The sequence below is a fragment of the Streptomyces sp. NTD107 genome (assembly GCF_059510435.1).
Window position 1 is genome coordinate 43,923 of record NZ_JCAJZV010000011.1, and the last position, 16,414, is coordinate 60,336.

A 16,414-nucleotide genomic window follows, 5' to 3' on the forward strand; every position below is an offset into this window, starting at 1 on the left:
GAGCAAATCGGTACAGGGGGCATTCCCGCCCCCGCACCTGCCCCTTAAGCGAACCGGTCTAGGGCGTCCCCCTAGGGGTCCTGGCCGGTTCGGTACGACCACCTGGAACCCCCGCATCCCGCGGGGGCGTACAGCATCAGTCCACAGGAGGACCCCAGTGGCGAAGGCGAAGTTCGAGCGGACTAAGCCGCACGTCAACATCGGCACCATCGGTCACATCGACCACGGTAAGACCACTCTTACCGCGGCGATCACCAAGGTGCTGCACGACGCGTACCCCGACCTGAACGAGGCCTCGGCCTTCGACCAGATCGACAAGGCTCCCGAAGAGCGTCAGCGCGGTATCACCATCTCCATCGCGCACGTCGAGTACCAGACGGAGAGCCGGCACTACGCTCACGTCGACTGCCCGGGTCACGCCGACTACATCAAGAACATGATCACCGGTGCCGCCCAGATGGACGGCGCGATCCTGGTCGTGGCCGCCACCGACGGCCCGATGCCGCAGACCAAGGAGCACGTGCTCCTGGCCCGCCAGGTCGGTGTGCCGTACATCGTTGTCGCCCTGAACAAGGCCGACATGGTGGACGACGAGGAGATCATGGAGCTGGTGGAGCTGGAGGTCCGCGAGCTGCTGACCGAGTACGAGTTCCCCGGCGACGATGTTCCGGTCGTCAAGGTCTCCGCGCTGAAGGCGCTGGAGGGCGACCCGGAGTGGAGCAAGACCGTCCTGGAGCTCATGGCCGCGGTGGACGAGTCCATCCCGCAGCCCGAGCGTGACGTCGAGAAGCCGTTCCTCATGCCCATCGAGGACGTCTTCACGATCACCGGTCGCGGTACGGTCGTCACCGGCCGTATCGAGCGTGGTGTCCTGAAGGTCAACGAGACCGTCGACATCATCGGCATCAAGACCGAGAAGACCACCACCACGGTCACCGGTATCGAGATGTTCCGGAAGCTGCTGGACGAGGGTCAGGCCGGTGAGAACGTCGGTCTGCTGCTTCGCGGTATCAAGCGCGAGGACGTCGAGCGCGGCCAGGTCATCATCAAGCCGGGCACGGTCACCCCGCACACGGAGTTCGAGGCGACGGCGTACATCCTGTCGAAGGACGAGGGTGGCCGTCACACCCCGTTCTTCAACAACTACCGTCCGCAGTTCTACTTCCGTACCACCGACGTGACCGGTGTGGTGACCCTCCCCGAGGGCACCGAGATGGTCATGCCGGGCGACAACACCGACATGAGCGTTTCGCTGATTCAGCCGATCGCCATGGAGGAGGGCCTGAAGTTCGCCATCCGTGAGGGTGGCCGGACCGTGGGCGCCGGCCAGGTCACCAAGATCAAGAAGTGACCTGACGCTTCCGCGTCACCGGGGCCCGTTTCCACCTGTGGGTGGGGACGGGCCCCGGTCGTGTGTGCGGCGGGTGGTACGGGTAAGCCGTTCGGCGCGTATTTCGACCGTTCGCCGAGTGTCCGGCTCCGGGTCGCTGTGGGGTGAGTGTGACTCTCCTTACATTTGCGGGGCTCAGCCCCGAACCGACCCACAGGAGCCCGTCGATGACGACGACGCAACCCGTTCCCGACGCAGGCGATCCGCCGGGCGAGGATCTGGAGACCCGCTCGGCCGCGATGCATGACGACCCCAGGTTCCAGGAGTTGCGCGGGCGGTTGCTGCGCTTTGTGGTGCCGGCGAGCATCGCGTTCCTCGCCTGGTATCTGCTGTACGTGCTGATGTCCGGCTATGCCCGCGGCGTGATGTCGACCAAGGTGATCGGCAGCGCGAATGTGGCGCTGGTCTTCGGACTGCTCCAGTTTGTGACGACGTTCGGCATCGCCATCCTCTACTCGCGGTACGCCAACCGCCGGCTCGATCCGCTGGCGGACGAGCTGCGTGACGAGCTGGAGACGACGGAGGGCCGGTCATGATCACGATGGCGCGCGAGGTGTCCGCCGAGGGCCGGCTGATCACCGTCATCCTCTTCACGGTGCTGATCGCCATCACCCTGGGGATCACCATCTGGGCCAGCCGGCAGACGAAGTCGGCGACCGACTTCCACTCCGGTGGCCGTGGGTTCTCCGGTATCCAGAACGGCTTCGCGATCGGCGGCGACTACATGTCGGCCGCCTCCTTCCTCGGCATCGCCGGCATGATCGCGCTGTACGGGTACGACGGTTTTCTGTACTCGATCGGCTTCCTGGTGGCCTGGCTGGTGGCGCTGCTGCTGGTGGCGGAGCTGCTGCGGAACTCGGGCCGGTTCACGATGGCGGACGTCGTCTCGTACCGGATGAAGCAGCGTCCGGTACGGACCGCCGCCTCGGTCTCCACGCTCACCGTGTCGATCTTCTATCTGCTGGCGCAGATGGTGGGGGCGGGCGCCCTGGTGGCGCTGCTGCTGGGGATCTCCCCGGGTGAGACGTACCTGGGGATGAGCGCGGACGTGGCGAAGATCGTCGGCATCGTGACGGTCGGGCTGCTGATGATCGTGTACGTGTCCTTCGGCGGGATGAAGGGCACCACCTGGGTGCAGATCGTCAAGGCCGTCATGCTGATGACGGGCGCGGCGATGCTGTGTCTGCTGGTGCTGTCGATCTACAACTTCAACTTCGGCGCGCTGATGGACGACGCGGCGAAGGCGAGCGGGGTCGGGGACGCGTTCCTGGAGCCCGGCCAGCGGTACGGGGTGGAGGTCGCGGGCGATGCCTGGCAGACCATGGTCAACAAGCTGGATCTGATCAGCCTGGGGCTCGCGCTGGTGCTGGGCACGGCGGGCCTGCCGCACATCCTGATCCGCTTCTACACGGTGCCGGACTCCAAGGCGGCGCGTAAGTCGGTCAACTGGGGCATCGGGCTGATCGGTACCTTCTACCTCTTCACCCTGATCCTGGGCTTCGGCGCGGCGGCGCTGGTGGGCAAGGAGGCCATCACCGCGCAGGACAAGGCGGGCAACGCGGCGGCGCCCCAACTGGCGGAGGAAGTGGGCATTCACTTCGGTGGCGACTTCCTGGGCGCTGTGCTGCTGGCCCTGATCGCGGCGGTCGCGTTCGCCACGATCCTGTCCACGGTGGCGGGTCTGACGATCGCCTCCTCGTCCTCCCTGGCGCACGACTTCTACAACAGCGTGCTGCGGCGCGGGAAGGCGAGCGAGCAGGAAGAGGTGCGGGTGGCGCGGTTCGCCGCGATCGGGGTCGGCGTGGTGGCCATTGTGCTGGCGATCTTCGCGCAGAGCCTGAATGTGGCGTTCCTGGTGGCGCTGGCGTTCGCGATCGCGGCGTCGGCGAACCTGCCGACGATCGTACTGAGCCTGTTCTGGAAGCGGTTCAACACGGCGGGTGCGGTGGCCGGCATCTATGGCGGGCTGATCAGCGCGGTGGGTCTGGTGTTCTTCTCGCCGGTGGTGTCGGGGAAGGTGAACGCGGCCGGGGAGAGCGCCTCGCTGTTCCCCAAGGGCGTGGACTTCTCGTGGTTCCCGCTGGAGAACCCGGGGCTGGTGTCGATCCCGATCGGGCTGCTGTGCGCGATCGTCGGCACGCTGGTGTCGAAGGAGCGGGACCCGGAGAAGTTCGCGCGGCTTCAGGTGCGGGCCCTGACCGGGGCCGGCGCGGAGCGGGCGGTGAAGGACTGAGCGGGTCCGGGACGGACCGCGCGGGGCCTTTTGTCCACTGACGTGTACCTGACTTTCCACCGATAGCCGGGCACTTCCCCACAACCCCGGCACCCCGATGCCCGGGGGTCCGAGTTAACCCTCGGACCCCCGGGCATCTTTCATCCGATCCAGTGAACGAATTGAACTTCTGTTACTCCTGAGGTGCTGATGGCGTCACCTTCCGGGACCACGCTGCCTCGCGTGTCCACAACCTCCCCAACCAAGGACGGCAGATCCGGCGGGGCCCCGCCCCGTGCCCGCCCACCGCGCACCCAGCTGCGCGAGCGCCGCAAGGAGACGCTGCTGGCCTGGGGTTTCCTCGCCCCGTCGCTGATCGTCTTCGCGCTGTTCCTGATCTATCCACTGGGCCGTACCGTCTATCTGTCGATGCACGGCAACGACATCATCGGCCGGCCCACCCGCTTTGTCGGCTTCGATCACTTCGCCGAACTGCTCACCGCCGACTTCGGCAAGGTGCTGGTCACCACCCTCCTGTTCACCTTGCTGGTGGTGGTACCGGGGGTGCTGGGCGCGCTGGCGGTGGTACTGCTGCTGGAGTCCGGCATCCGGGGGCAGCGCTTCTTCCGCTCCGCCTTCGCGCTGCCGTTCGCCTTCTCGGTGGCCAGCGCCTCCGTCATCTTCGCGGTCTTCTACAACCCGGCCTCCGGGGTGCTCAACGGCATCCTGTACGAGCTGGGGCTCGGCCAGGTGATGTGGCTGAACTCCACCGAGTGGTCGCTGATCTCCATCTCCCTCACCACGGTGTGGATGAACCTCGGCTACGGGGTACTGGTGCTGGCCGCGGGGGTCGGCTCCATTCCGCGCGAGGTCAACGAGGCCGCGCTGCTGGACGGAGCCACCGGCGGCCGGCGGGCCTGGCACATCACGGTGCCGCTGCTGGGGCCGCAGCTGTTCTTCCTCGCGGTGATCTCCACGATCAACGCGCTCCAGAGCTTCGGCCAGATCCACATCCTCACCCAGGGCGGCCCGGCCGGCTCGACGACCACGCTGGTCTACTCGATCTACCAGTACGCCTTCGCGTACGGCACCAGCGACTTCGGGCGGGCCAGCGCGCAGGCGCTGGTGCTGCTGCTGATGGTGCTGTGCTGCACGGCGCTCCAGTTCGGGGTCATCGAGCGGAAGGTGCACTACTCATGAGCGCGCGGGTGGTGGCGGGGCGGATCGCCCTGTACGCGGTGCTGCTGCTGGCCCTGGTGCCGGTGCTCTTCCCGGTGTACTACGTGTTCGCCGGAACGTTCATGCAGCCGAAGGAGCTGGCGACGTTCCCGCCGCAGCTGGTGCCCACCGGGTTCCATCTGGACAACATCCAGCGGGTGCTGGACGCCGTCCCGCTGACCCGGATGTACGGCAACTCGCTGCTGATGGCCGGGATCATCACGCTGGCGCAGCTGATCACCTCGGCGCTGGCGGCGTACGCCTTCGTCTTCCTGCGGTTCCGGTTCAGCGCGGTGGTGTTCGCGCTGTTCCTGTCCACGCTGATGGTGCCGTCCGAGTCGACGATCATCCCCAACTATCTGACGCTGTCGGACTGGGGGCTGCACAACACGTTCGCGGGCCTGGTGCTGCCGTTCCTGGCGTACGCGTTCGGCACGTTCCTGCTGCGGCAGAGCTTCCGGCAGTTCCCCACCGAACTGCGGGACGCCGCCCGGGTGGACGGCATGGGGCATCTGCGCTTCATCTGGACGGTGCTGCTGCCGCTGTCGAAGCCGACGCTCAGCGCGGTCGGGGTGTACGTGTTCATCACCTCCTGGAACATGTACTTCTGGCCGCTGATCATGACCCGCACCACCGAGATGCAGACCTTGCAGATCGGCCTCAACTCACTGCGTAACGCCGAGTCCGCGAACCCCGGACTCTGGCTGGCCGGCGCCGCCCTTTCGGTGCTTCCCACGCTGGCGCTGGTGCTCTTCGGGCAGCGCTTCATCGTCCGCGGACTCACCGCGGGCGCGGTCAAATGATGACGATGATGATGAGAAATGGACAGATCATGAGAAGAACCGGTACCCGTACCCGTACGGCGCTGGTGGCCGGCGCCGCGGCGCTGTGTCTCGGCATCACCGCGTGCGGCGGCGACGGCGGCGGCTCGAACGGCGCCCTTGAGGCGCCCGGCCCCGAGGCGCTGGAGGGCCAGGACGGCCCGGTGCAGGTCGAGTTCTGGCACAGCATGGACAGCACCAACGGGCAGGTGCTGAACGGGCTGATCGACGAGTTCAACGCCGAGCACGAGGGCCAGATCAAGGTCACCGGGTCGTTCCAGGGCGACTACGACACCACCCTGGCGCAGCACCGGGCGGCGATCCAGCAGGGCAACACCGCCAACATCGTGCAGATCTTCGACCTCGGCACCCAGTTCATGATCGACTCCGGTCAGACGGTGCCGGCCCAGTCGTTCGTCGACAAGGACGGCTACGACACCGGCCCGATCGAGGACGCGCTGCTCAACTACTTCACGGTGGACGGCCAGCTGCGCTCCTTCCCGTTCAACAACTCCACGCCGCTGATGTACATCAACAAGGACGCCTTCGAGGCGGCCGGCCTGGACCCGGAGCAGCCGCCGAAGGACCTCGCGCAGATCCGCGAGTACGCCGAGGCGCTGACCGTGAAGGGCTCCAACGGCCAGGTCGAGCAGTACGGCTTCGGCGCCGCCGTCTACGGCTGGTTCATCGAACAGTTCATGGCGCGCGCCGCCGTACCGTACTGCGACAACGGCAACGGCCGCGAGGGCCGTGCCGAAGAGGTGCTCTTCGACGACCCGAACGTCGTCGAGATGGTCGAGTGGTGGCAGGGCATGATCGACGACGGTCTCGCCGCCCCGCTGGGCCGCGGCACCGACGACGCCCAGGCCGCCTTCACCGCCGGGCGCACCGCGATGACCCTGGAGTCCACCGGCGCCATGGGCGGCTTCCTGGAGCAGTCCGCCTTCGAGGTCGGCGCCGGCTACTTCCCGCTGATCCACGCCGAGGACCCGGCCGGCTCCATCATCGGCGGCGCCTCGCTGTGGATCAACGGCCAGGGCCACAGCGACGCGGAGACCCGCGCCTCGTGGGAGTTCGTGCAGTTCCTGCTCACCCCCGAGTCGCAGTCCAAGTGGCACGCGGGCACCGGCTACCTGTCGGTGAACACCGAGGGCTACGCCGGCCCGGAGGCCAGCGAGCGGGCGGCCCAGTACCCCCAGTTCTCGGTGGCGGCCGAACAGCTGGCCAACTCCGAGACCAACATCAACACCGCCGGCTGCATGATGGGCGTCATGTCGGAGGCCCGGGTGGCGGCGGAGGAAGCCTGGGAAGAGGCCCTGGTCACCAACACCTCGGCCACCGACGCCCTGAAGGCGGCCACGGACAAGGTCGGCAAGAAGATCGACGAGTACAACACCTCGGTCGGCTGACGCCCTCGGCGACGCCATGCGGCGGCCCGGTCCCCCAGGGGGACCGGGCCGCCGGTGGTTGATCGCTGCACAAGCCTTCAACCCGTGTGTGTGCCTGGGTTAGCGTGCGGGCCATGGTGCGATGGGGCAGGCGGGGGCGGGGGGTGGGGGGTGAGGTGGTGCGCGTGCTGGAGGGGGTGCGGGGGGTCGAGGCGGGGCTGCGGGACGGACTGTACGGGCGGGGGACCGGGCGGGCCGTGCGGCGGCTGCGCGGGCTGCTCGGGGCCGAGGTGGTGGTCCTCGCCGACCTCGACGGGCCCGTCGCCTCCGCCGGGACGGCGGGGGACGGCGTACGGGAGGTGCTCGCGCTCGCGTACGAGCAGGGGGGCGCCGTACAGCGCGGGCCGTGGTCGGCGGTGCCGCTGCTGGTGGCCGGGGAGCTGACCGGGGCGCTGGTGATGCGTGGGGGTGCGGAGGAGGCGCTCGCGCCGGTGGGCGCGCTGGTGGCGCGCGCGCTCGACCACGCGGCGCTGCGCCGCGCGCGCGGGCGGATCGCCCAGGCCGATCTGCGGACCCTGCGGGCGCAGATCTCGCCGCACTTCCTCCACAACGCGCTGGCCGTCATCGGGGCGCGGATCAGGACCGAGCCGGAGCGGGCCCGGGAGCTGCTGCACGACTTCGCGGACTACCTGCGGTACAGCTTCGCCGTGCGCGGGGACTACGCCACCGTCGCCGACGAGTTGCAGGCCGTACAGACCTATCTGGAGCTCCAGCGCGCCCGGTTCGACGACCGGATGGAGCTCATGGTGCGGATGGCGCCCGACATCCTCGCCGTCGCCATCCCCTTTCTCGTCATCCAGCCGCTGGTCGAGAACGCCGTGCGGCACGGGCTCGAACCCAAGACCGGCAAGGGGAACATCGCGGTGTCCGGGTTCGCGGAGGGGCCGCTGTGTGTCATCGAGGTGGAGGACGACGGAGTGGGCATGGACCCGGAGTTCGCCCAGGGGGTGCTGGCCGGGGCCGGGCCCGCCACCCGCGGGGTCGGGCTCGCAAATGTCGATCAGCGGCTGCGGGCCGTCTACGGCGCCGAGTACGGACTCGTCATCGAGACCGCGCCCGGCAGCGGCACCAAGGTCGTGGTGCGGGTGCCCCGGTTCCGGCGGGGGGTGGTGGCCGCATGAGAGTGCTCGTGGTCGAGGACGAGGGGGTGACCCGGCGGGAGATTGTCCGGATCCTGCGGGGGATCGAGGGGGTGGGTGACGTCCGGGCCGCCGACAGCGGTGAGGGCGCCGTGCGGCTGCTCGGGACCGACTCCTTCGACGTGGTCTTTCTCGATGTGTCCATGCCCGGGCTCAGCGGGGTGGAGGTGGGCCGGGTGCTCGGGATGCTGTCCGATCCGCCCGCCATCGTCTTCGTCACCGCCTCCGAGGCGCACCGGGGGGAGGCCGCGGAGATGGGCGCCGTCGACTATCTGCTCAAGCCGGTGCGCGACGAGCGGCTGGCGGAGGCGGTGGCCCGGGTCGGCGCCGCCCGGCGGCCGGCGCCCCCCGCCGATGAGCTGGCCGTGGTGCGCATCGACACCGGGCGGCACATCTTCTTCGTACGCCGGGACGACGTCTACTTCGTCGAGGCCCACGGTGACTACGTACGGTTGCACACCGAGAGCGGAGTGCATCTGATCCGGCTGGCGCTGTCCCACCTGGAGACGGTGTGGGGCCCGGCCGGCTTCGTACGGGTGCACCGGGGGTATCTCGTCGCGATCCGCTGGGTGCGGGATCTGCGCGCCGGGTCCTCCTCGGGGCTGCTCGCGCACACCCCGGCCGGGGACGTCCCGGTCAGCCGCCGGCACGCCCGCGCACTGAAGGAGCGGCTGCTGGCCGCCGTACGGGAGCGTTCATGAGCGGCGGCGGCGGTGGGCGGGTGCGGGTCACCAGTCCGCAGACCCGGGTCGCCCTGGCCCGCCGGCACCGGCCGGCGCAGCATCTGCTGCCGCTGCCGTCCCCGGAGAGCGAGGCGGACACCGAGGCCGCGCGCCGGCTGTTCCGGCGGCAGCGGCGGCTCGCCCTGCGGACGCTGGCCCTGCTCGGCGCGCTGCTGTCCGGGCTGTCCGGGGTGCTGTGGCTGCTGCCCGCGCCGCTGTCCTGGGTGGTGCTCATGGGAGGGAGTTATCCCCTCCTGCTCCTGATCGCGTTCCTTCATGTGCGGGCCGCCGAGCGCATCGAGGACCGGGTCACTTGATCTCGCTGCTCGCCATTCTGCTGCTCTTCCTCAGCAGCGTGATCATCGGGGTGTACGGGGTGCGGGCGGCCCGCAGCACCCCGGACTTCCTGGTCGCCTCGCAGCAGATCCGGCCCGGCTGGAACGCCATGGCGATCGCCGGGGAGTATGTCTCGGCCGCCTCGGTGCTGGGGCTGGCCGGGCTCATGCTGAAGAACGGGGTCGGCTCGCTGTGGTGGGCGGTCGGGTTCACCGCCGGGTATGTGGCGGTCGCCGCGCTGGTGGCCGGGCCGATGCGGCGGTCCGGCGCGTACACCGTGCCCGACTTCGCCGACTACCGGCTCGGGTCGCGGGCGATCCGCAAGCTGTGCGCGCTGATCGTGCTGGTGATCATGTGGCTGTATCTGATCCCGCAGTTCAAGGGCGCGGGGGTGGTGCTGCATCTGGTGAGCGGGACGCCGTACTGGGTGGGGGTGGTACTGGCGGGGGTGGTGGTCAGCTCCTCCATCGCCGTGGGCGGGATGCGGGCCGCCACGTATGTGCAGGCGTTCCACTACGTGGTCAAACTCGTGTTCATCGCCGTGCCGGCGCTCTTCCTGCTGGTACGGGCCGGGGAGCAGGGGCGGGACCTGGCGCTGCGGGTGGACGCCGGGCAGTGGTCCCGGCCGCTGCTCGACATCCACAACTCGGGGCAGCCGCTGCTCGCCACCTGGTCCGTACTGCTGGCCACCACGCTGGGTGCGGTCGGACTACCGCATGTGATCATGCGGTTCCACACCAGTGCCACCGCGCGGGTGGCCCGGCGGGTGGCGGTCGGGGTCATCGTGCTGCTCGGGCTCTTCTATCTGTTTCCGGCCGTTTATGGTCTGCTGGGGCGGGTTTTCGTCCCCGAACTGATCACCCAGGGGCACACCGATCAGGTCACCGTCGTCCTGCCGGGGGCGATGGTCCCGGGGCGGTGGGGCGCGGTGCTCACCGCGCTGGTGGCCGCCGGGGCGTTCGCCGCGTTCCTGTCCACCTCCTCCGGGCTGCTGATGGCGCTGGCCGGCGGGCTCTCGCACGATCTGTCGCGCTCCTCGGTGCCCCGGCTGCGGCTGGCGGTGGCGGCCGGGGCGCTGGTCGCGGTGGTGCTGTCGCTGCCGGCCGAGAGCGTCGACATCAATGTGCTGGTGGGCTGGGCGTTCGCGGTGGCCGCCGCCACCTTCTGCCCGCTGCTGGTGCTGGGGATATGGTGGCGCGGGCTCACCGTGCCGGGAGCCGCCGCCGGGCTGGTCACCGGGGTGTGCGCGGCCACCGGAGCGGCGCTGGCCTCCGTACTCACCGGGCCGCATCCGGGGTGGCTGACCGTGCTGCTGGCGCAGCCGGCCGCCTGGGCCGTACCGCTGGCCTTCGCGGTGATGGCCGGGGTCTCGCTGCTGACCAGGCCGCCCGAGTGGGCCGAACGCGCCGTGCTGCGGCTGCACATACCACAGCGGGCGGCCGGGGACGGTTGAGCGACCCCGCGCGATTGGCGATGGCGGTGTCCGGTATGGCACACTGAGCAGGTTGCTCGGCCCGGAGCCGATGCCGCGCGCCTCCCGCCGGGAGGACTGGAAGCGAGTCCCACTGTATTCGTCGCGCCAACTGTGGTGCGGAAATACCGGGATCTTCCGGGAAGCGTGGGCGGGGGTCCGGCCAGGCGTCTGGTGGAAGTCATCCCCACCCTCCTCCCTGGAGAAACCTTCGAGGTTGTTTCCCGCGAGGAGCGCGACACGCCCGACCGCGTGGGTCGGAGCGGGGGGATGCGGAAGCCGGATGCCAGGGCGTTAAACGATCGAGAAGGACTACGAAGTAGCCATGGCGGGACAGAAGATCCGCATCCGGCTCAAGGCCTACGACCACGAGGTCATCGACAACTCGGCGAAGAAGATCGTCGAGACGGTGACCCGCACTGGTGCGTCGGTCGCGGGCCCGGTGCCGCTGCCCACTGAGAAGAACGTGTACTGCGTCATCAAGTCGCCGCACAAGTACAAGGACTCGCGCGAGCACTTCGAGATGCGCACCCACAAGCGTCTGATCGACATCCTCGACCCGACCCCCAAGACCGTTGACTCGCTGATGCGCCTGGACCTTCCGGCCGGCGTCGACATCGAGATCAAGCTCTGAGAGGCGCGGGAGAGATGACCAAGCAGATCAAGGGTGTCCTGGGCGAGAAGCTCGGCATGACCCAGGTCTGGGACGAGAACAACCGTGTCGTCCCGGTGACCGTCGTCAAGGCCGGACCCTGCATCGTCACCCAGGTGCGCACCAACGACAGGGACGGCTACGAAGCCGTCCAGATCGCGTTCGGCGAGATCGACCCGCGCAAGGTGAACCGCCCCCTCAAGGGCCACTTCGCCAAGGCCGATGTCACCCCGCGCCGCCACCTGGTCGAGCTGCGGACCGCAGACGCCGCCGAGTACACCCTGGGCCAGGAGATCACGGCCGAGGCGTTCGACTCCGGCGTCAAGGTCGATGTGACCGGCAAGAGCAAGGGCAAGGGCTTCGCCGGTGTCATGAAGCGTCATGGCTTCGGCGGTCTCGGCGCCTCGCACGGTACGCAGCGCAAGCACCGCTCGCCCGGTTCCATCGGTGGCTGCGCCACCCCGGGTCGTGTCTTCAAGGGCCTGCGCATGGCGGGCCGGATGGGCAACGAGCGGGTCACCACCCAGAACCTGACCGTCCACGCCGTTGACGCGGAGAAGGGTCTGCTGCTCATCAAGGGCGCGGTTCCCGGTCCGAACGGCGGCCTCGTCCTGGTCCGCACCGCGGCCAAGGGGGCCTGAGGGTAACCAATGAGCACCGTTGACATTCTTTCGCCCGCCGGCGACAAGACCGGTACCGTCGAGCTCCCCGCGGAGATCTTCGACGCCAAGGTCAGCATTCCGCTGATCCACCAGGTCGTCATCGCCCAGCAGGCCGCGGCCCGACAGGGTACGCACAAGACCAAGACCCGCGGTGAAGTCCGCGGCGGTGGCAAGAAGCCGTACCGCCAGAAGGGCACCGGCCGCGCCCGCCAGGGTTCGACCCGTGCGCCGCAGTTCGCCGGCGGTGGCGTCGTCCACGGCCCCGTGCCGCGTGACTACAGCCAGCGGACCCCGAAGAAGATGAAGGCCGCCGCCCTGCGCGGTGCCCTCTCCGACCGGGCCCGCCACGAGCGCATCCACGTCGTCACCGGCGTGATCGCGGAGGGGCTGATCTCCACCAAGGCGGTCAAGACCCTCCTCGGCAAGATCAGCGACCGCAAGAAGGTCCTGCTGGTCATCGAGCGCTCGGACGAGGCCGGCTGGCTGGCCGCCCGCAACCTGCCCCAGGTGCACATCCTGGACCCGGGTCAGCTGAACACGTACGACGTGGTCGACTCCGACGATGTCGTCTTCACCAAGGCCGCCTTCGACCGTTTCGTGGCCGGCGAGGCCAAGGTGACGTTCGACAAGCAGCTCGAAGGGAGCGACGCCTGATGAGCGACGCGATCGCCGCCCCGGTCAGCAGCAAGGAGTTCACGGACCCCCGTGACCTCCTGATCAAGCCGGTGGTGTCGGAGAAGAGCTACGCGCTCCTCGACGAGAACAAGTACACGTTCATCGTCGACCCGCGCGCCAACAAGACCCAGATCAAGCAGGCCGTCGAAGAGGTCTTCTCGGTCAAGGTCACCGGGGTCAACACGATCAACCGGCAGGGCAAGCGCAAGCGCACCCGCACCGGTTACGGCAAGCGCGCCAACACCAAGCGCGCCATCGTGACCCTCGCCGAGGGCGACAGCATCGACATCTTCGGCGGCCCGGTCTCCTAGGAGGCCGAGTCGTCCGATATCGGACGAGGACTGAGAAATGGGAATCCGCAAGTACAAGCCGACGACTCCGGGCCGTCGTGGCGCCAGTGTCGCCGACTTCGTCGAGATCACGCGGTCCACGCCGGAGAAGTCGCTGGTCCGCCCGCTGCACAGCAAGGGCGGCCGTAACAACGCCGGTCGTGTGACCGTCCGCCACCAGGGTGGCGGCCACAAGCGTGCCTACCGCCTGATCGACTTCCGTCGGCACGACAAGGACGGTGTGCCGGCCAAGGTCGCGCACATCGAGTACGACCCCAACCGCACCGCCCGTATCGCCCTCCTGCACTACGCGGACGGCGAGAAGCGGTACATCATCGCCCCCGCGCACCTCAAGCAGGGCGACCGGATTGAGAACGGCCCCGGGGCCGACATCAAGCCGGGCAACAACCTGCCGCTGCGCAACATCCCGGTCGGTACGGTCATCCACGCCATCGAGCTCCAGCCCGGCGGCGGCGCCAAGTTCGCCCGCTCCGCCGGTGCCTCGGTGCAGCTGCTGGCGAAGGAGGGCCGCATGGCCCACCTGCGGATGCCCTCCGGTGAGATCCGGCTGGTCGACATCCGCTGCCGCGCCACCATTGGTGAGGTCGGCAACGCCGAGCAGTCCAACATCAACTGGGGCAAGGCCGGCCGGATGCGCTGGAAGGGCGTTCGCCCGACCGTCCGCGGTGTCGTGATGAACCCCGTCGACCACCCCCACGGTGGTGGCGAGGGCCGGACCTCGGGTGGTCGTCACCCGGTCTCGCCCTGGGGCAAGAAGGAAGGTCGTACTCGCTCGCCGAAGAAGGCCAGCAACAAGTACATCGTCCGCCGCCGCAAGACGAACAAGAAGCGCTAGGAGCTGGCGAGAACATGCCGCGCAGTCTCAAGAAGGGGCCCTTCGTCGACGACCACCTGATCAAGAAGGTGGACACGCAGAACGAAGCAGGCACCAAGAACGTCATCAAGACCTGGTCTCGCCGCTCGATGATCATCCCGGCCATGCTGGGGCACACCATCGCGGTGCACGATGGCCGCAAGCACGTCCCGGTGTTCGTCACCGAGTCGATGGTCGGCCACAAGCTCGGCGAGTTCGCGCCGACGCGCACCTTCCGGGGCCATGTGAAGGACGACCGGAAGTCGCGCCGCCGCTGAGGCGGGCGTGAATGACCATGACAGACACCGAAGGGACAACCATGGACGCCATGGCCCGTGCGCGGCACATCCGCGTCACGCCCATGAAGGCCCGCCGGGTGGTGGACCTCATCCGTGGGCTGAACGCCGCGGAGGCTCAGGCGATCCTGCGCTTCGCGCCGCAGGCCGCGAGCGTGCCGGTGGGGAAGGTGCTCGACAGCGCCATCGCCAACGCCGCGCACAACTACGACCACACGGACATCGACAGCCTCTACATCAGTGAGGCGTACGTCGACGAGGGTCCGACCCTGAAGCGGTTCCAGCCGCGCGCCCAGGGCCGGGCCTACCGGATCCGTAAGCGGACCAGCCACATCACCGTGGTCGTCAGCAGCAAGGAAGGGACCCGGTAATGGGCCAGAAGGTAAACCCGCACGGGTTCCGCCTCGGCATCACAACCGACTTCAAGTCGCGCTGGTACGCCGACAAGCTCTACAAGGACTACGTCAAGGAAGACGTCGCCATCCGCCGCATGCTCACCCAGGGCATGGAGCGGGCCGGCATCTCCAAGGTGGAGATCGAGCGCACCCGTGACCGGGTCCGCGTCGACGTCCACACCGCCCGCCCGGGCATCGTCATCGGCCGCCGCGGCGCCGAGGCGGACCGGCTGCGCGGCAACCTGGAGAAGCTGACCGGCAAGCAGATCCAGTTCAACATCCTTGAGGTGAAGAACCCGGAGCTGGACGCCCAGCTGGTGGCCCAGGCGGTCGCCGAGCAGCTGTCCTCCCGGGTCTCCTTCCGCCGTGCGATGCGCAAGTCGATGCAGAGCACGATGAAGGCCGGCGCCAAGGGCATCAAGATCCAGTGCGGTGGCCGTCTCGGCGGCGCCGAGATGTCCCGCTCCGAGTTCTACCGCGAGGGCCGGGTTCCGCTGCACACCCTGCGCGCGAACGTGGACTACGGCTTCTTCGAGGCCCGCACCACCTTCGGCCGCATCGGTGTGAAGGTCTGGATCTACAAGGGCGACGTCAAGAACATCGCCGAGGTCCGCGCCGAGAACGCCGCGGCGCGTGCGGGCAACCGCCCCTCGCGCGGTGGTGGCGCCGGCGACCGTCCCGCCCGGGGCGGTCGTGGCGAGCGCGGTGGCCGTGGCCGCAAGCCGCAGCAGCAGGGCGGTGCCGCCGAGGCTCCCAAGGCCGAGGCCCCCGCCGCTGCCGCTCCGGCTGCCGAGAGCACCGGAACGGAGGGCTGACCGACATGCTGATCCCCCGCAGGGTCAAGCACCGCAAGCAGCACCACCCGAAGCGCTCGGGTGCGGCCAAGGGCGGTACCGAAGTGGCATTCGGCGAGTACGGCATCCAGGCCGTCACCGCCGCGTACGTCACCAACCGGCAGATCGAGGCCGCGCGTATCTCGATGACCCGGCACATCAAGCGTGGTGGCAAGGTGTGGATCAACATCTACCCCGACCGCCCGCTGACCAAGAAGCCCGCCGAGACCCGCATGGGTTCCGGTAAGGGTTCGCCGGAGTGGTGGGTCGCGAACGTCAAGCCGGGACGGGTGATGTTCGAGCTGTCCTACCCGAACGAGAAGATTGCTCGTGAGGCGCTGATCCGCGCTGCTCACAAGCTTCCGATGAAGTGCCGGATCGTGCGGCGCGAGGCAGGTGAGGCGTGATGGCGACCGGAACCAAGGTTTCGGAGCTGCGCGAGCTGAACAGCGAGGAACTCGTTGCGAAGCTGCGTGAGGCCAAGGAGGAGCTGTTCCGGCTCCGCTTCCAGTCGGCGACCGGACAGCTGGAGAACAACAGCCGGCTCAAGGCCGTCCGCAAGGACATCGCCCGGATCTACACCCTGATGCGCGAGCGTGAGCTGGGCATCGAGACCGCTGTAGAGACGGTGGAGAGCGCCTGATGAGTGAGAAGAATGTGACTGAGACGACCCCGACCTCCGAGGCGGAGCGCGGCCGGCGGAAGACCCGTGAGGGTCTGGTCGTCAGCGACAAGATGGACAAGACCGTCGTTGTCGCTGTGGAGGACCGCGTCAAGCACGCCCTCTACGGCAAGATCATCCGCCGTACCAACAAGCTCAAGGCGCACGACGAGCAGAATGCCGCAGGCATCGGTGACCGCGTGCTCCTGATGGAGACCCGGCCGCTGTCCGCGACCAAGCGGTGGCGCGTCGTCGAGATCCTAGAGAAGGCGAAGTAACC

At 68.6% G+C, this 16,414-nt stretch carries 21 protein-coding genes; all 21 read left to right on the forward strand.

The annotated features are described in order from the left end of the window. Positions 1-157 precede the first annotated feature (157 nt). The 21 genes from tuf (at position 158) to rpsQ (ending at position 16,412) form a co-directional block, all read left to right on the forward strand. Positions 158-1,351, forward strand: a complete 1,194-nt coding sequence (gene tuf, locus AC5WRL_RS21010) for an elongation factor Tu (RefSeq protein ID WP_496090174.1) — start codon at positions 158-160, stop codon at positions 1,349-1,351. 206 nt (positions 1,352-1,557) lie between these two features. After that, positions 1,558-1,926, forward strand: coding sequence for a DUF485 domain-containing protein (locus AC5WRL_RS21015; RefSeq protein ID WP_496090175.1), 369 nt, complete (start codon positions 1,558-1,560; stop codon positions 1,924-1,926). Continuing rightward, positions 1,923-3,623, forward strand: a complete 1,701-nt coding sequence (locus tag AC5WRL_RS21020; RefSeq protein ID WP_496090176.1) for a monocarboxylic acid transporter — start codon at positions 1,923-1,925, stop codon at positions 3,621-3,623. The genes AC5WRL_RS21015 and AC5WRL_RS21020 overlap by 4 nt, the downstream gene beginning before the upstream one ends. 222 nt (positions 3,624-3,845) lie before the next feature. Then, on the forward strand, positions 3,846-4,802 hold the full coding sequence (locus tag AC5WRL_RS21025) for a carbohydrate ABC transporter permease (RefSeq protein ID WP_496090177.1): 957 nt from the start codon (positions 3,846-3,848) through the stop codon (positions 4,800-4,802). Beyond that, positions 4,799-5,623 carry a carbohydrate ABC transporter permease gene (locus AC5WRL_RS21030; RefSeq protein WP_496090178.1) on the forward strand — a complete coding sequence of 275 codons (825 nt, stop codon included), beginning with the start codon at positions 4,799-4,801 and terminating at the stop codon, positions 5,621-5,623. Before AC5WRL_RS21025 ends, AC5WRL_RS21030 begins: the two co-directional genes overlap by 4 nt. Before the next feature lie 29 nt (positions 5,624-5,652). Next, complete coding sequence (locus AC5WRL_RS21035; RefSeq protein WP_496090179.1) at positions 5,653-7,050, forward strand: ABC transporter substrate-binding protein; 1,398 nt, start codon at positions 5,653-5,655, stop codon at positions 7,048-7,050. Between the two features lie 164 nt (positions 7,051-7,214). Then, a complete protein-coding gene (locus AC5WRL_RS21040) occupies positions 7,215-8,210 on the forward strand; it encodes a sensor histidine kinase (RefSeq protein WP_496090180.1) in 996 nt (331 codons plus the stop codon). After that, complete coding sequence (locus AC5WRL_RS21045) at positions 8,207-8,929, forward strand: LytR/AlgR family response regulator transcription factor (RefSeq protein ID WP_496090181.1); 723 nt, start codon at positions 8,207-8,209, stop codon at positions 8,927-8,929. The genes AC5WRL_RS21040 and AC5WRL_RS21045 overlap by 4 nt, the downstream gene beginning before the upstream one ends. Then, on the forward strand, positions 8,926-9,267 hold the full coding sequence (locus tag AC5WRL_RS21050) for a hypothetical protein (RefSeq protein WP_496090182.1): 342 nt from the start codon (positions 8,926-8,928) through the stop codon (positions 9,265-9,267). Before AC5WRL_RS21045 ends, AC5WRL_RS21050 begins: the two co-directional genes overlap by 4 nt. Then, the gene (locus AC5WRL_RS21055; protein ID WP_496090183.1) at positions 9,264-10,739 is read left to right on the forward strand and encodes a sodium/solute symporter; all 1,476 of its coding nucleotides are present in this window, start codon (positions 9,264-9,266) and stop codon (positions 10,737-10,739) included. The genes AC5WRL_RS21050 and AC5WRL_RS21055 overlap by 4 nt, the downstream gene beginning before the upstream one ends. Before the next feature lie 343 nt (positions 10,740-11,082). Further along, positions 11,083-11,391 carry a 30S ribosomal protein S10 gene (gene rpsJ / locus AC5WRL_RS21060; protein WP_016473429.1) on the forward strand — a complete coding sequence of 103 codons (309 nt, stop codon included), beginning with the start codon at positions 11,083-11,085 and terminating at the stop codon, positions 11,389-11,391. Between the two features lie 14 nt (positions 11,392-11,405). Continuing rightward, positions 11,406-12,050, forward strand: a complete 645-nt coding sequence (rplC, locus tag AC5WRL_RS21065; protein ID WP_453855660.1) for a 50S ribosomal protein L3 — start codon at positions 11,406-11,408, stop codon at positions 12,048-12,050. A gap of 9 nt (positions 12,051-12,059) precedes the next feature. Beyond that, the gene (gene rplD / locus AC5WRL_RS21070; protein ID WP_390125883.1) at positions 12,060-12,725 is read left to right on the forward strand and encodes a 50S ribosomal protein L4; all 666 of its coding nucleotides are present in this window, start codon (positions 12,060-12,062) and stop codon (positions 12,723-12,725) included. Next, positions 12,725-13,057, forward strand: a complete 333-nt coding sequence (gene rplW, locus AC5WRL_RS21075; protein ID WP_496090184.1) for a 50S ribosomal protein L23 — start codon at positions 12,725-12,727, stop codon at positions 13,055-13,057. The genes rplD and rplW overlap by 1 nt, the downstream gene beginning before the upstream one ends. A gap of 37 nt (positions 13,058-13,094) precedes the next feature. After that, positions 13,095-13,931 (forward strand): 50S ribosomal protein L2, encoded by an 837-nt coding sequence (rplB, locus tag AC5WRL_RS21080; protein ID WP_019433417.1) that lies wholly within the window; start codon positions 13,095-13,097, stop codon positions 13,929-13,931. A 14-nt stretch (positions 13,932-13,945) separates the two neighbouring features. Continuing rightward, complete coding sequence (gene rpsS, locus AC5WRL_RS21085) at positions 13,946-14,227, forward strand: 30S ribosomal protein S19 (RefSeq protein WP_030736295.1); 282 nt, start codon at positions 13,946-13,948, stop codon at positions 14,225-14,227. A gap of 41 nt (positions 14,228-14,268) precedes the next feature. Next, the gene (gene rplV / locus AC5WRL_RS21090; RefSeq protein ID WP_030736292.1) at positions 14,269-14,616 is read left to right on the forward strand and encodes a 50S ribosomal protein L22; all 348 of its coding nucleotides are present in this window, start codon (positions 14,269-14,271) and stop codon (positions 14,614-14,616) included. Continuing rightward, complete coding sequence (rpsC, locus tag AC5WRL_RS21095; protein ID WP_496090185.1) at positions 14,616-15,455, forward strand: 30S ribosomal protein S3; 840 nt, start codon at positions 14,616-14,618, stop codon at positions 15,453-15,455. Before rplV ends, rpsC begins: the two co-directional genes overlap by 1 nt. 5 nt (positions 15,456-15,460) lie before the next feature. Then, positions 15,461-15,880, forward strand: coding sequence for a 50S ribosomal protein L16 (rplP, locus tag AC5WRL_RS21100; RefSeq protein ID WP_496090186.1), 420 nt, complete (start codon positions 15,461-15,463; stop codon positions 15,878-15,880). Further along, the gene (rpmC, locus tag AC5WRL_RS21105) at positions 15,880-16,116 is read left to right on the forward strand and encodes a 50S ribosomal protein L29 (RefSeq protein WP_496090187.1); all 237 of its coding nucleotides are present in this window, start codon (positions 15,880-15,882) and stop codon (positions 16,114-16,116) included. The genes rplP and rpmC overlap by 1 nt, the downstream gene beginning before the upstream one ends. Further along, positions 16,116-16,412, forward strand: a complete 297-nt coding sequence (rpsQ, locus tag AC5WRL_RS21110; protein WP_019433423.1) for a 30S ribosomal protein S17 — start codon at positions 16,116-16,118, stop codon at positions 16,410-16,412. Before rpmC ends, rpsQ begins: the two co-directional genes overlap by 1 nt. Positions 16,413-16,414 lie beyond the last annotated feature (2 nt).